The 14,261-nt window shown below is 67.0% G+C and carries 9 protein-coding genes and 1 pseudogene; 3 read left to right on the top strand and 7 right to left on the bottom strand.

The genetic code is table 11. The annotated features are described in order from the left end of the window. Positions 1-16: 16 nt before the first annotated feature. The 4 genes from NM962_18105 to NM962_18090 form a co-directional block, all read right to left on the bottom strand. Positions 17-466: a Na(+)/H(+) antiporter subunit C gene (locus NM962_18105; protein UVO11818.1), complete on the bottom strand. Its 450-nt coding sequence runs from the start codon at positions 464-466 to the stop codon at positions 17-19. Then, complete coding sequence (locus tag NM962_18100) at positions 463-3,357, bottom strand: Na+/H+ antiporter subunit A (protein ID UVO11817.1); 2,895 nt, start codon at positions 3,355-3,357, stop codon at positions 463-465. The genes NM962_18105 and NM962_18100 overlap by 4 nt, the downstream gene beginning before the upstream one ends. A 206-nt stretch (positions 3,358-3,563) precedes the next feature. Then, positions 3,564-4,220 (bottom strand): response regulator transcription factor, encoded by a 657-nt coding sequence (locus NM962_18095; GenBank protein ID UVO11816.1) that lies wholly within the window; start codon positions 4,218-4,220, stop codon positions 3,564-3,566. After that, a complete protein-coding gene (locus tag NM962_18090; GenBank protein ID UVO11815.1) occupies positions 4,220-5,236 on the bottom strand; it encodes a histidine kinase in 1,017 nt (338 codons plus the stop codon). The genes NM962_18095 and NM962_18090 overlap by 1 nt, the downstream gene beginning before the upstream one ends. A 370-nt stretch (positions 5,237-5,606) precedes the next feature. On the opposite strand from NM962_18090, the pseudogene NM962_18085 reads away from it, so the two are divergent. Both NM962_18085 and NM962_18080 read left to right on the top strand, forming a co-directional pair. Next, positions 5,607-6,152, top strand: a pseudogene (locus NM962_18085) (PPE family protein). 396 nt (positions 6,153-6,548) lie between these two features. Beyond that, positions 6,549-6,971, top strand: coding sequence for an SHOCT domain-containing protein (locus NM962_18080; protein UVO14815.1), 423 nt, complete (start codon positions 6,549-6,551; stop codon positions 6,969-6,971). A 43-nt stretch (positions 6,972-7,014) separates the two neighbouring features. Here the strand turns inward: NM962_18080 and NM962_18075 are convergent, their stop codons facing one another. Next, positions 7,015-9,723 (bottom strand): LuxR C-terminal-related transcriptional regulator, encoded by a 2,709-nt coding sequence (locus tag NM962_18075; protein UVO11814.1) that lies wholly within the window; start codon positions 9,721-9,723, stop codon positions 7,015-7,017. 117 nt (positions 9,724-9,840) lie between these two features. Between NM962_18075 and NM962_18070 the strand changes: the two genes are divergently transcribed. Continuing rightward, a complete protein-coding gene (locus tag NM962_18070) occupies positions 9,841-10,755 on the top strand; it encodes a TIGR03619 family F420-dependent LLM class oxidoreductase (GenBank protein ID UVO11813.1) in 915 nt (304 codons plus the stop codon). A 25-nt stretch (positions 10,756-10,780) separates the two neighbouring features. Here the strand turns inward: NM962_18070 and NM962_18065 are convergent, their stop codons facing one another. Both NM962_18065 and NM962_18060 read right to left on the bottom strand, forming a co-directional pair. Continuing rightward, the gene (locus NM962_18065) at positions 10,781-12,835 is read right to left on the bottom strand and encodes a VWA domain-containing protein (GenBank protein ID UVO11812.1); all 2,055 of its coding nucleotides are present in this window, start codon (positions 12,833-12,835) and stop codon (positions 10,781-10,783) included. Further along, entirely contained in the window at positions 12,828-14,228 is a 1,401-nt protein-coding gene (locus NM962_18060) for a sigma 54-interacting transcriptional regulator (GenBank protein UVO11811.1), read from the bottom strand. Before NM962_18060 ends, NM962_18065 begins: the two co-directional genes overlap by 8 nt. Positions 14,229-14,261 lie beyond the last annotated feature (33 nt).

Raw genomic sequence — 14,261 nt, 5'->3', positions numbered from 1 at the left:
AAGACGGCGGCAAGACTCACCGTGACACCTCGCTTCCGGGAACGGCGTCGAGGTCACCGGCTGCCACCGGCACACCCTGGTCCGGTTCGGCGGCGATGACCTCTTCGTCGGTCAGCTGCGAGACGCGGGTCGCTTCCTGGTCGTCACCGATGTCGTCGGTGGTCGTCAGGTTGTAGGAGCGGTAGGTCAGGGCCAGCACGAACGCGCCCACGCCCATGGTGATGACGATGGAGGTCAACACCATGGCCTGAGCCAGTGGGTCGGCGTCGGTTTCCTTACCGGAGCTGGCCCAAAGGATCGGCGGATTCCCGTCTGGTCCGCCGACATCGATGATCAGCAGATTGATGGCATTACCGATCATCATCAGGCCCAACAACATTCGGGTCAGACTGCGCTCGAGCAGCATGTAGACCCCGCACGAAGTGAGCCCGGCGGCCATCAGCAACGGAACCAGATGCGCGGTCATGACACTCCTGCCATCGGTCGGCCAGCGGACTGCGATTCAAGCTCCTGGTCCAATCGCACGCCCAGGCTGCGCAGCACATCGAGCACCATGCCGACCACCACCAGGTACACGCCCAGATCGAAGAACAACGACGTCACCACATTGACGTGGCCCAGCACCGGAAGCGTGAAGTGCAGCACCGCCGAGGACAGCACCGGCGCCCCCAGGAACAACGACCCCAGCGCCGTGCCTCCGACCAGGGCCAGCCCGACGCCCAGGATCTTGCTGGAGTCCAGGGGCAGCGTCTCGCCGAGCTCGTAGCGTCCGCCGGCCAGATAACGCAACGCCAGCCCCAGCCCGGCGGCAAGCCCGCCGGCGAAGCCACCGCCGGGATAGTTGTGCCCGGCGAACAGGAAGTAGATCGATACCACCATGATCAGCGGGAAGATGATCCGGGTTGCGACCTCCAGCACCAGCGACCGCTCGTTGGGATCGTGGTAGGCGCTGCCCCGCAGCCAGGTGGTGGACCCGATCGCCGGGCTGTAGGGGGTGGTGATGCCCGCGGTCTTGCGCGGGGTGCCGGCGTCGGCGATCCGTGGGGCTCGGCCGAATCGGCGGTTGCGGAACACCATCGAGGCCACACCGGTCGCGGCAACCAGCAGCACCGAGATCTCACCGAGGGTGTCCCAGGCCCGGATATCGACCAATATCACGTTGACGGTGTTGGCGCCGTGACCGCGGACGTAGGCCGCCTCGGGCAACGCCTCGGCCACGCCGTCGCGGGCGCGCGCCGCCATCGCGAAGGCCGCCAGCACGGCGACGCTGATGCCTGCCGCGGCGGCCAGCACTATGCGCGGCAGCCGGTTCAGCGCCATGGTGGGTCGCTCGGCCTCCGCCGGCAGCGTGCGCAACACAAGCACGAAGATCACCAGGGTCACAGTCTCGACCAGCAGCTGGGTCAGGGCCAGGTCGGGCGCACCATGGAAGGCGAATGCCGCCGCGCACCCGTAACCGGTCACCCCGACCATCAACACCGCGGACAGCCGGTTGCGAGCCATGGTGGCGCCGATCCCTCCGGCAACCACCAGCACCGCGACGGTCAACTGCAGCGGGGTATCCCACAGATGCAGTTCGACGTGGTTGCGCGCGCCCAATGCCAGCGCCGTCAGCGGGAGCACCACCAGCGTCGCGAAGATCACCCCCTGGTTGACCGGCAGAGAGCCGCGCTGGGTGAAGCTGGTCAGCCGCACCGCTGCCACATCGAGCAGCCGCAGCGCGTCGTCATAGATGCGGTCGGCCTTGCCCATCGGCAGCCGGCGCAGCCGGGACAGACGCAGCGGGCCGCGGGCGGCGAACACACTCGCGCCGACCACCAGGACCAGCGCCGACAGCAACACCGGCAGCCCGACACCGTGCCACAGCGCCAGGTGATAGCCGGTTCCACCGGGCATGTTGTCGGCGTAATTGCGCAACACGGTATCGAGGGTGAGCGCACACAATCCCAGGGCCAGGCTGATGGCGGCCAGCACCGCCGGCGGCGCCAGGAACGCCGCGTCGGGTCGGTGCAGGCCCGCCACGGCCGGACTCGGTGCGGACCGGCCCTTGCCGGCGAAGCCGCCCCACACGAACCGCACGCTGTAGATCACGGTGAACATCGAGGCGACCACGCCGGCGGCCAGCACGTACGGACCGGCCGAACCCAGGACCGGGGACTGGGCCTCGGCCCCGAAGATGGTCTCCTTGGCGATGAAGCCCACGAACGGCGGCACTCCGGCCATACTGGCGGCGGCCGCGGCGGCGATCACAAACAGCCCCGGGCAACGGCGTCCGAGTCCGGCCAGTTCACGCAGATCGCGGGTGCCGGTGGCATGGTCGATGATCCCAACCACCATGAACAGCGTGGCCTTGGCCGCCGCGTGCGCGCACATGGCGGTCAACCCGGCCAGCATGAGGTCACCGGTGCCGGCTCCGACCAACACGATCATCAGACCCAGCTGACTGACGGTGCTGTAGGCCAGCAGCAGCTTGAGGTCGTACTCGCGCACAGCCCGCCATCCCGCCAACAGCGCGGTGGCCAGACCGAGAATCAGCAGCGTGGGCCGCCATCCGGGCGAATCGGCGAACCCCGGAGCCAACCTCGCCACCAGATAGATACCGGCCTTGACCATCGCCGCGGCGTGCAGATAGGCGCTGACCGGTGTCGGTGCCGCCATGGCGCCGGGCAGCCAGAAGTGCAGCGGCACGATCGCCGACTTGCTGAGCGCGCCGACCAGGATCAGCAGCACCCCAACGGTGACGACCGTCCCCGACGGGGGATGAGCCACCAACTCGGAAAGCAGGTACGTGCCGGCGGCGTTGCCCAGCATGATGATGCCGACCAGCATGGCCAGCCCGCCGGCAGTGGTCACCAGCAAGGCCTGGATGGCGGCGCGGCGATTGACGGCGCGTTCGGCGTAGTGACCGATCAGCAGGAACGACAGCACCGTCGTCATTTCCCAGAACACGTAGAGCACCAACGCGTTGTCGGCGACCATCAGCCCGAACATCGCTCCGGCGAAACCGACCATCTTCGCGGCGAAGCTGGGCAGCCGCGGATCGGTTTCGTGCGCCCCGACCGGCCGGAAGTATGAGGCGCAGTAGAACAAGACCAGTGCGCCGATCCCTAAGGCCAGCACGCACATGATTGCGCTCAGCGAATCGAATCGCAGCGCGATGTCCATCGACAGTCCGGGCACCCACGGCACCGTGACGCGGTGGTCGTCGGCCGGACCGGCCGGCCAGTTCGCCACCACCCAGCCCAGCGATACCAGCGGGATGGATCCCAGCGGATAGAAAGCCGCCCTGCCCCACCTGCGCACCAACGCTGGTGCGGCAGCTGTGCCAACAACATGGGCAAGCAGTATCGCCAGCATCACGCTCCACGGGCCGTTTCGTTTAAGTCGATGCGTTCTAGTCGTGGCCAATCGTGAGGAGACCGCGGACGCGCTCAGAACACGGCCGCACCCATCTCCCCACCACCACTGATTCCAGTTTGTGTGGTGCAGCGGCAGCGCGCCATGGAATACAACCCCCATTCGGCGGGGGGTGCAACACCCACTACGGCTGGGGCGATGTCCCGTTACGGCTCGATCAAACCGGTCCTGATCGCATACCGGGTGAGCGCCAGGCGGTCGCGCAGACCCAATTTCTGCAGGGTGTTGGTTCGGTGGCGATCGACTGTCTTGGCGCTGATGCCGAGAGTCTTGGCGATCTCGCGTGCCGAAAAGCCCTCGGCGATCAACTTGAGGACTTCCTCCTCGCGCGGCGTGAGGATGGTCTCCGGCAACGTATTGCCGTGCCTCGCCCGATGCAGGTAGTCCCGAATCAGCGCGGTCACCGCCCCGGCGTACAGAAACGGCTCACCGCGAATCGTCGCCCGGCACGCTTCGAGCAGGTCGCGGTCGGCGACCGATTTCAAGACGTAGCCCGAGGCACCGGCCTTGAGGGCCTCGAAGAAGTACTGCTCGTTGTCGTGCATCGACAACATCAGTACCCGCACGTGGGGATGGTTGCGGTTGATCTCGCGGGCGGCCTGCAAGCCGGTCATCCGCGGCATTGCGATGTCCAAAATGGCCAGATCGACAGGGGTTTCCTGCAACGCTGCGAGCGCCTCGGCACCGTCTGCAGCCTCCGCAACCACAGACAGGTCGGGCTCGGCGTCCAGAATCATCCGCAGCCCACTGCGCATCAGGGCGTGATCGTCGGCCAGCAGGATGCGTGCCGGTTGCGTCGGCATCATGACCGTCCGGCCCCCGGTCGGGCCGGCACCACCAGCCGGATTTCGGTGCCCTGCTCGGCTGAGGAGGTGATGGTTAGGGTGCCGTGCACCAGCAGTGCGCGCTCACGCATTCCAGTGATTCCCGCACCTTCGACGTCGAGCCCGCCGGTACCGTCATCGGAGATCCGCAGGGTCAGCTCCCCCGTTGTATCGACATGCAAGTCCAGCCACACCTTGTGTGCACCGGAGTGCCGGGCGATATTGGTCAAGCTCTCCTGCACGATGCGATAGCACACCAACTCCACGTTGGGATTCAGTCGTTCCGCCTGCGGGCCAATGTCTTTGACGACATCGATGCCGCTCGCCTGGGTGAACTGGTTGCACAGTGCCTGCAGGGCACTCTGCAGGCCGAGGTCCTCCAACGCGTCCGGGCGCAGCCGTCGCGCAATGTCCCGCACTTCGTCGAGACTGGCCCGCACGATTTCCTGCGCATCCGCGAGATCCCCGCGTATTTCTTCCGGCGCGGCGTCGACGGCCCGTTTGAGGGTGAGTAGGGCGACGGTGAGGGTCTGGCCGATCTCATCGTGCAACTCTCTGGCGATCCGCTGCCGCTCGTTCTCCTGCGCGACGAGCACCAAGGCACTCGAGGAAGCGCGTTCGGTTTCCAGCCTGTCCAACATGGCGTTGAACGACGCCATCAGGTGGTGCAGATCACCGTCGCCCGTATCGTCCACCCGGTCGGTGTGCCGGAGCAGGTCAACCCGCCGCATAGACGCGGCGAGCCGGTCCAGCGGAGCCAGGCTGGACCGCAACAGCAGAGCATTGGCCCCAACCACGACTGCCAACCCGATCACCAGTACCGGGATCTCGGCCAATCGGACGGGGCCCGAAACAGTGGCCGGCGACATGGCCAGCACCAGGGTGCCGAAGGTGAAGACCAAACCGTTGATCAGGACGACGCGCCGAAACAACCCCCGCGCGGGCGCGTTCGCCCGCCGCCGAAATCGGTCGACGAGCCCAGTCCAACGGCTCATACCACCACCCTGGTCTGCGCGGCACGCAATGTCCATACGGGTCGCCCTGACATGCGAATGGGTGTCAAACACCATGGCGAGTCACCGGTTCGGGCTCGGAGAATAGTGGTACGCCCAGCGCATCGTCGGCTTTGACCCCATGGTCGAGGTGTCTGCCGCCCCGGAGTGTCGAGCCCCTTGGTGGAGCGCCGGGCAAGTTAAATCGACGGATCACACCACCGACCCGTGACCGGAGGGATGCAACTGCAATGGACCGCTGTACCCGAGCGCGGCGTCCCGCAGCGCCCGGCTCCGCCGCGCTTGCGAACGCCGCAACCCGAGCGCGGCGTCCCGCAGCGCCCGGCTCCGCCGCTACCAGCGTGCCCCGCCAATGAATTTCGCTGCGTTGCCGCCGGAAGTCAACTCCGGTCTCATGTACCTCGGCGCCGGCTCGGGTCCGATGCTCGCCGCAGCGACTGCCTGGAGCGGACTGGCGGCCGAACTGCACACGGCGGCAGCAGGTTACGAATCGGTGGTTGCTGAGTTGACCAGCTCGGCATGGTCGGGCCCCTCCTCGGCGGCGATGGCGGCGGCGGCTACCCCGTTCACGACGTGGCTGAACACCACCGCAACTCAGGCTGAAAAGACTGCCCTGCAAGCCAAAGCGGCTGTGGCCGCCTACGAGGCCGCGTTCGCCTTGACGGTGCCCCCGCCGATCATCGCGGCCAACCGCGCACAGTTGCTGACGCTGTTGGCCACCAATGTGCTGGGCCAGAATGCCGCGGCGATCGCGGCCACCGAAGCCGAGTACGGCGAAATGTGGGCACAGGACGCCACCGCGATGTACAGCTACTCGGCCCTGTCGAAGACCGCTTCCGAACTGGAGCCGTTCGCGCCGCCGCCGCAGACCGCCAACCCCGCTGGGCCGTTGAGCCAGACCGGCGCGCACGGTGACCCCACCGGCAACATCGCCCAGACGGTGTCGTCGCGACTGGCATCGGCGCTGTCGGGCCCCGGCTCATCCGACGCCTCATCGCCGTTGACGGCCCTGCCTGCGCCGGCCGACCTACCGTCCGGGCCCTTTGACTGGCTCGGGATAGTTGCCGACGAGCTCGGTGTCGGTGTTGCCCTGCCGTTGTCGATCCTCGGTGTCTTCTTGGCGGGCGCGGCAATGCATTTCGCCGAGCAGGACTCTCAAGAGATCTTCGACACCCAGGACATCCTCCGCGCCGGCCAGAAACGCATCTTGAACGCTCTGGACCAGTTGGGAGTGCACGAGGAACTGCCGTCCATCGAGAACCTCCGAATTCCCCACGAAGCGGTCGTGGTCTCTATGGGCGAGGCGTTCCCGCTCGGGACCCTTTCGACACCCATCAGTTGGGCCGAGGTCGCCCCCGAGATCCGCCATGCCAGTTTCTCGACGCCGCTCGGCGCCGCCCCAGCCACGTCGCCCGCTGGACTGGGCACGGCATTCGGCCAGATGGCCCTGGCCGGTATGGGCGGCAGTGCCTTGGCCGGCGCCATGAACCAGCGCCGCTCGGAGTCCGGGAAGACTGTCGCAGCTCCGGCGTCCGTAGGATCGGGCAAGCCGTCGTCGGATTCGGCAGAACAAACAGCGGTGGCGGCGGCGCACTCTCCGCTGACCTCGGTGGTGGAGTTGGCGGCCGGGATCCGCGAACTCGGCGAACTGCATGACGCCGGATATCTGACCGGCGAGGAGTTCGCCGCACAAAAGCGTCGACTGCTGTCCCGGTAAATACGGCGCGCGCCGGCCTCGCCGAGTTCACGGCGGCATCAGATCAGACGTACCGCCCTGCTTCGTGTGCGATCTGTATCCGCGACTTCAAACCCAACTTCGCGTACACGTGCGTCAGATGGGTCTGGACCGTCCTGGTGGAGACGAACAGCTTTGTGGCGATCTCACCGTTGGACAGTCCCCGACTCACCAGCCGGACAACCTCGCGCTCGGCCGGCGTCAGGGCCGCCCAACCGCTCGAGGGGCGCTTTCGTTCCCCGCGGCCTCGCTGCGCGTAGGCTATCGACTCCTCGATCGACAACTTCGCGCCGGCTGCGCGTGCCGACGCCAACTCCTCCTCCCCCATGGCTTCCCGAAGCCCCGTTAGCAATCCTTCGTAACTGCACTGGAAGGCCCGAAACCGCGTTTCCCCGGTCTCCTCGCGCGCAGACTCGGCAGCTCCGATCAACCGCGCCGCCGTCAGACCGTCCCCGAATGCAGCGGCTGACGCGGCAAGGCACTCCAGCGCATCCGCCACACACAAATACGCCCGCGTACCGATCGCACCCGCCAGTGCGGACTGAGCGTCACTCTCGGCACTGCGGTATTCGCCGCGCGCCAGAGCGACCCGCGCACGCGCCGTGAACGCGACCGACCGGTGCCATCCCATCGCCGAGTTCACGGCGGCATCGGCGAGTTCCTGGGCGGCCGCGATATCACCGCACGCCAGCGCCACCTGCGCCATAAGGTGGCCGTACATCGCCGCGATATCCGGCTGAGCCCGCAGCAGCTGCCAGGCCGCCTCGGCTGCCGGCTCCGCCGCGGCGACATCGCCCGCCGCCAGCGCCGCATAGGCAACCGCCGCCCTGCTGAACCCCTCGTAGCTGCCGCCGAACTCAGCGGCAGCCGTAACCGCCTGGGCAAGGACCTCCCCGGCCGACTCCAGATCGCCACGATAGGCCAGAGCCTGCCCCAAACTCAGCAGCCCGATCGCTCGCGCCGCCAGGTCCCCACCCCAGTCCACTTCGGTGACCAACGATTGAAATTGTGCGATGGCGTCGTCCACGTGGCCCCGCCACAGCAATGCGAAACCCAGCCACACACCGGACAATCGGGCGACAAAACGGTCCCCGATCGCATCGGCAACGGCGAGGCCTTCTTCGGCCGCGGCCAGGCCCGCTGTCGGGTCTCCAGCAACAAAAGCGCCGGCCGCACGCCAGTACAGAATTTGACTCAACCGCCACCGATCCCCGGTCGCACGAGCGATTTCCATCGCCTCATCAAGAGACGGTCGCGCCTCCGCCGCGTTGTAACCCAGCAGTGAGCCGCAGGCGGTCAGCGCGCGTACCAGCAATGCCGGATCGCCCGAATCCCGCGCCAACGCAAGCGCTTTCTGCGCGCCCGTCAGACTGCTCGCCAGATCGACTCCGCCCATCCACACGTCGATCATCGCCCGGTCGCTCAACGCTCGAACCACAGCCGTGGTGTCACGGCAGGTCGCGACCTGGTCCGCTGTCGATTCGAACCACACCAGCCCCTCGCGCGTGTGACCACGACCCAGCCACAACGGTTGCAGCTGTGAGCAGAGCCGCAGCGCGGCGGCGGCATCGACCTGACGAGACCACGCGAAAGCGGTTCGTAGATTGTCGATCTCGGCTTCCACCTGATCTATGAATCGTTGGTCGCCGGCACGAGTAGGCTGGTCGAGTTTGGCGGCAAGCGCCGCGAAGTACCTGCGATGCCGCTCGCGGATGACGTCGCACTCACCGCTCGCGTCGAGCTTGTCCATCGCGTACTGGCGCACCGTCTCCAACAACCGATAGCGAGTACGGCCGTCTCGCTCTTCGGTGGCGACCAGTGACTTGTCAACGAGGCTGAACAACTCCATAGTGCTGCCGCCGGCGCCGTCATCGGCCACGGCCGCTGCCGCGGTGGCATCGAATCCCCCGGCGAAGACCGCCAGGCGACGAATGACGATCCGTTCGGCATCCGTCAGCAGCGCGTGCGACCAATCAAGGGATGCACGCAAGGTCCGGTGACGCTGCGTTGCCGAACGCGCGCCGCCTACAAGCAGGTCGAAACGGTCCCGCAGGCTGCCGGCCAGCTCGGGCAACGACATCGCGCGCAGCCGCGCCGCAGCGAGCTCGATCGCCAGCGGCATACCGTCGAGCCGACGGCAGATTTCACCGACCACGACCTCGTCGGGGGTGAATCCCGGTCTCGCCAACCGTGCCCGATCCACGAACAGCGCAATCGCTTCGTCGTCCATGGGCAGGGGGTCAAGTCGCCAGGTGAGCTCGCCCGCCACCCCGATCGGTTCACGGCTCGTAGCCAAGATGCTCAGTCCGGGGCAGGAACTCAGCAACGCCACCGCAGTCGACACGCACACGCCGATGAGGTGCTCGCAGTTGTCGATCACCATCAGCATCCGGCTGTCGCCGATCCAGCGCACCACCGTTTCCAACGACGAATGCCCCGGCAGATCCGATACCTCCAGCACCCGGGTCAATGTCGTCGGAACCACAGCAGGGTCGCTGATCGGCGCCAGGTCCAGGTAACGGACACCATCCGGAAAGCGCTGGCTCGTCGCCGCAGCGACTTCGATCGCCAGCCTGGTCTTGCCGACTCCTCCTGCACCGCACACCGTCACAAGCCGCCGCTGCGATACCAACGTCGTCAGCTCACCCATGACATCGGCGCGGCCCACAAAGCTGGTGAACTGCACCGGCAGGTGTCGCCCAACCTGCGAGGAGGGACGTGAGCGCCGCACCATGCTGCAAATCTACGACCCCGCAGAGTCCAGAGATACGCGTTCGCGCCGACGTTGTTGACCACATTGCGACCGACAGTGTCCGTAGCCACACACCCACGCTGCTGAAGGAGCCTAACGGTGCGTTTCATGATCCTGTTACCCAATTGCATGCAGGTAGCCGCCCTGAGCCAGTCGTGGGAGAAGGAGGTCGCCGGTCGCGACATTGCCGGTGTGACAGCGGCGGCAGAAGGATTGGGGTATTCGATGGTCGTACTCCCGGAGCACTTCCTGATCCCTACCGCGCACCGCGAACTGTCCGGCGATCACTACTTCGAGGCCAGCACCGCTCAAGCTTTCATCGCGGGCGCCACCTCGACGATCACCGTCGGGTCGATGGTCACCATCCTGCCGCTGCATCATCCGGTCGTCATCGCCAAGGCGATTGCCACCCTGGACTGGTTCAGCGGCGGTCGATCGCTCGTGACATTCGGCGTCGGCTGGCTCAAAGAGGAGTACGACGCCATGGGAGTTCCCTTCCACTTGCGGGGTCGCATGGCCGATGAGTACTTGGAGGCGATCAACGAACTCTGGATGAGCGAATCACCCTGTATGGAAGGGGAATTCGTGAGCTTCGATAACGTGGCATTCGGCCCGAAGCCCGCACGCAGGCCGACGGTCTGGATCGGCGGCGACGCCGACGCCGCGCTGCGCAGAGCGGCCAGATTCGGAGACGGTTGGGCACCCTGGCTCACCAAACCCACCGATCTTCCCGCGCGGATCGACTACCTCCGCTCACAGCCGGGCTTCGACGACCGGCCGTTCGCCGTCTCCTACAGCCTCGCCGGATTGAACATCGGCGAAGGACACGCCGTCGTCAGCGACCCCGGTTCGCGAATCGGCGAATCCGCCGAACAGATCATCGACAGCTGCGGCAGGCTGACGGAACTCGGAGTCACCCACACCTGGGTCAACCCGCCGGCCCTCGCGGGGCTCGACGCCTACCTCGATCACATGCGGTGGGTGGCCCAGGAGGTGATACCCAAGGCCCAATAGCGGGCACGCACGCGGCGGAGCGAGATCAACGGCGGCGCGACCTCAGGTAATCCCCGACCACGGCCGCGCCCAGCCCGTCGAGTTCGGGCACCACCACTCGGCCCTGGACCCGACGCGCCACCTGGTCGATGAAGCGGGCCAGCCCGGGATCATCCCCGAGCCGGAAGATCGTCACCTGGGCACCAAGCCGAGCGACGTCATCGAAGCCCCGCACGGTGTGCGCAATGGTCCGCGGGTGTGGCGGGTAATCAAAGAACACCGACGGGCCCGTCGTCCCGCGGCCCTCATAGTCCTCCAAGTGCGCCGTCGGTTCCCCGTCGGTGACCACCAGCACCACCGGCTGGGCGTTGGGGTGGCGGCGCAGGTGCCGACTGGCCAGCGCCAGCGCATGGTGCAGATTGGTGCCCTGCTCGTAGACACCTTCCAGGCCGGTCAGCTCTGCGGCCGTCACCGTGCGTGCATAGCGGCCGAACGCGATGATCTGCAACGCATCTGAACGGAACCGGGTGCTAATCAGGTGGTTCAACGCCAGTGCGGTGCGCTTCATCGGCAGCCAACGGTTGTCCATCACCATCGAGAACGACGTGTCCACCAGCAGCGCAACGGCGGACTGGGTGCGGGTCTCGGTCTCGGAGACCTCGACGTCCTCCACGCTGATCGACAGCCGACCGCGGGTGGCGGCGGTGCCGGGTTCAGGTTCATGCGGCGGTCCCAGCTTCGCCTCTCCTCCGTCGAGCCTCGCTGAACCGCCGGCGACTTGCCGCAGCACCGTGTTGGTCAGGGTCCGGGTGACGTTCCATGGCTCGGTGTCGCCGAACTGCCAGGGCCGGGTCGCCCCGGTCAATTCGCCGGCCGCCCCTGCCCGACGGTGATCGCGTTCGCCGCGGCGTCCCGAAAGTTGCCGCGCCACATCGCGCAGCGCGGTCTCGCCGAGCCGGCGCATCGCCTTGGGCGACAGTCGCCACTGACCGTCCGAGCTGCGGTCCAGGAATCCCTGATTGAGCAACGCGCGTTCCAGCTCGGCCAGGGTCCGCGCGTCGATGGCGGCCTGGCCGCCGAGCTGGCGGGCCAGCGCCTCGAGGTCGACGTCGTCCATGCTCGCGCCGGGATAGGCCTGCGAGAGCTGCTCGGCCAACTGCTCAAGCTCGGCGATATCGGCAAGGGCCTGAGCGCCCTCACCCATGCCGAGCGGATTGTTGCCGGAGAACTCCGACGATCCGCTCCAGTCCTCACCCGGCCGCGCCGCCTGCAAGTGTGCGTCGAGACGTCCCAGTGCCTGCTGCAACGCCGGAGAGCCGAATGCCTGCTCCGCCAACGCATCCAGCTCCGCACGCTGCTCGCCAGAAAGGCTGTTGCGGAAGCGCTGCGCGGCCGCCGCCCGCTTGGCCAGCGAATCCAGCAGTTCCTCGACGTTTTGCGGGTTCTCCGGGAAGAACTCGCCGTGGCGGTCCATGAACTGCTGGAAGTCCTGCGGTGTGTCTTTTCCCTGAGAGTGCTTGTCCAGCAAGTTGTTGAGGTCGTCGAGCATGTCGGTGACCCGTTGCCGGTCGGCGTCGGTGGCGCCTTCCAACGCCTGCTTCATGCCGGCGAAACGCTGGTCGAGCATCTCGCGGCCGAGCAGGTCCTTGATCTTCTCGTAGGATTCCCGGGCTTCGCTGCTGCGCCAGTTGTAGTCGGCCAGCTCCTGTACCGCTTTGGCCGGCGACGGCGACAACCCCTCGATCTGCATCTCGGCGAAGCGGGCGTCGTCGTCGAGCGCGCGGGCCAGTTCTTTGCGTTCGGCAAGCACCGCTTCGTCGAGCAGCTTCTTGACCTCGGCCAGAGTTCCGTCCAAGTTGTTGCGGCGCAACAATTCCCGTCGCCGTCGTTGCGCCTCGGCAGCCAGCTGATCGGCTCCGGTCAGGTTCTTGGTGCCCCGGCGCAGCAACTCTTGCAGCGCTCGCCGCGGTGACGTCCCCTCCATGACGTCGCGGCCGATCTCCTCCAGCGCCTCGGCCAGATCGACCGGCGGCGCCAGCGGATCCGGCCCACCGCTGTAGGCCGAGTAGCGGTGAGCGTGGCTCGAAAAAGATTTAGCCATAGACGGTTTCGCCCTCGTCGGAGGTCTTGTCGATGCGCTTGGCCAAATACAGTGCTTCCAAGGCCAACTCAAGTGCCGCGGCGCGTTCGCCGTCGGATTCGGCACCCAGGCGCTGCGCGATGGCGTCGATCACCGGAAGATCCGGCAGTGCCGCCAGCACAGCTTTGGCCGAAATCCGCTCTCCCGTCGTCACTGTCGCGTCCTCGACCGCCGCCACCAGCGGTCCCACGTCGATCCCGCCCAGTGCCCGCGATGCGGTATCCGCGGTGGCCCGGCGCAACAGGTGCTCCAGCACTGCCTGCTCGCGGCCCTCCTCGCCGGACTCGAATTCCAGCTTGCCGCGCAGCACGTCGACGATCGTGCTCAGGTCCACTACCCGAGCCACCGGGTCGGTTTCGCCCAGCACCGCGCCGCGGTGGCGCGCCGAGGCCGCGACCGTCTCGGCAGCGGCGATCGCGAAGCGTGCCGAGACGCCGGAGCGCTGGTCGACCGAGCGGGACTCCCGCAGGTAGCGGGCGAATCGGGCCAGCACCGCCAGCAGGTAGTCGGGCACCTGCGCGCTCAGGTGCGCCTCTTGCGCGATCACGCCGACCTCGGCGTCGAGTTCCAGCGGATAGTGGGTGCGAATCTCGGCGCCGAAGCGGTCCTTGAGCGGGGTGATGATGCGGCCGCGGTTGGTGTAGTCCTCCGGGTTGGCGCTGGCGACCACCAACACGTCCAGCGGCAGCCGCAACGTGTAGCCGCGCACCTGGATGTCGCGCTCCTCCATCACGTTGAGCATCGCCACCTGGATGCGCTCGGCGAGGTCGGGGAGTTCGTTAACCGCGACCACGCCGCGGTGCGCTCGCGGGATCAGCCCGTAGGCGATGGTCTCGGGGTCACCCAGACTCCGGCCTTCGGCCACCTTGATCGGGTCGATGTCGCCGACCAGGTCGGCGACGCTGGTGTCGGGGGTGGCCAGCTTCTCGGTGTAGCGCTCGCTGCGGTGCCGCCAAGCCACCGGAAGGTCGTCGCCGAGCTCGCTGGCTTGGCGAATCGACTCGGGCGTGATCGGCGAATACGGGTGCTCACCAAGCTCAGCGCCGGCGATCACCGGGGTCCACTCGTCGAGCAATTCGATCAACGCACGCAACAGCCGGGTCTTGCCCTGGCCGCGCTCCCCCAGCAGCACGATGTCGTGACCGGCGATCAGCGCACGCTCGAGTTGCGGCAGCACGGTGTCCTCGAACCCGAAGATGCCGGGCCAGATGGCTGCGGCGTCGTCACCGTCGCCGAGCCGGGCCAACAGGTTCTCGGCGATCTCCTGTTTGACCCCCCTCTCACGGTGGCCGGCAGCACGCAGCTCACCGAGGGTCTTGGGCAGATCGTGCGGGGTATGCGGCGCGGTCACCACTCCACGCTACGACGGGCGTGATGGTCCGTCACG

Origin of the sequence: Mycobacterium sp. SVM_VP21, assembly GCA_024758765.1 — a bacterium.
Taxonomy (GTDB): domain Bacteria; phylum Actinomycetota; class Actinomycetes; order Mycobacteriales; family Mycobacteriaceae; genus Mycobacterium; species Mycobacterium heraklionense_C.
This window is presented reverse-complemented; position numbering and strand designations above follow the sequence as displayed.

Coding starts and splice junctions, on each gene's coding strand:
- NM962_18105 (UVO11818.1), bottom strand. CDS start 466: ATGACCGCGCATCTGGTTCCGTTGCTGATGGCCGCCGGGCTCACTTCG.
- NM962_18100 (UVO11817.1), bottom strand. CDS start 3,357: ATGCTGGCGATACTGCTTGCCCATGTTGTTGGCACAGCTGCCGCACCA.
- NM962_18095 (UVO11816.1), bottom strand. CDS start 4,220: ATGCCGACGCAACCGGCACGCATCCTGCTGGCCGACGATCACGCCCTG.
- NM962_18090 (UVO11815.1), bottom strand. CDS start 5,236: ATGAGCCGTTGGACTGGGCTCGTCGACCGATTTCGGCGGCGGGCGAAC.
- NM962_18080 (UVO14815.1), top strand. CDS start 6,549: ATGGGCGAGGCGTTCCCGCTCGGGACCCTTTCGACACCCATCAGTTGG.
- NM962_18075 (UVO11814.1), bottom strand. CDS start 9,723: ATGGTGCGGCGCTCACGTCCCTCCTCGCAGGTTGGGCGACACCTGCCG.
- NM962_18065 (UVO11812.1), bottom strand. CDS start 12,835: ATGGCTAAATCTTTTTCGAGCCACGCTCACCGCTACTCGGCCTACAGC.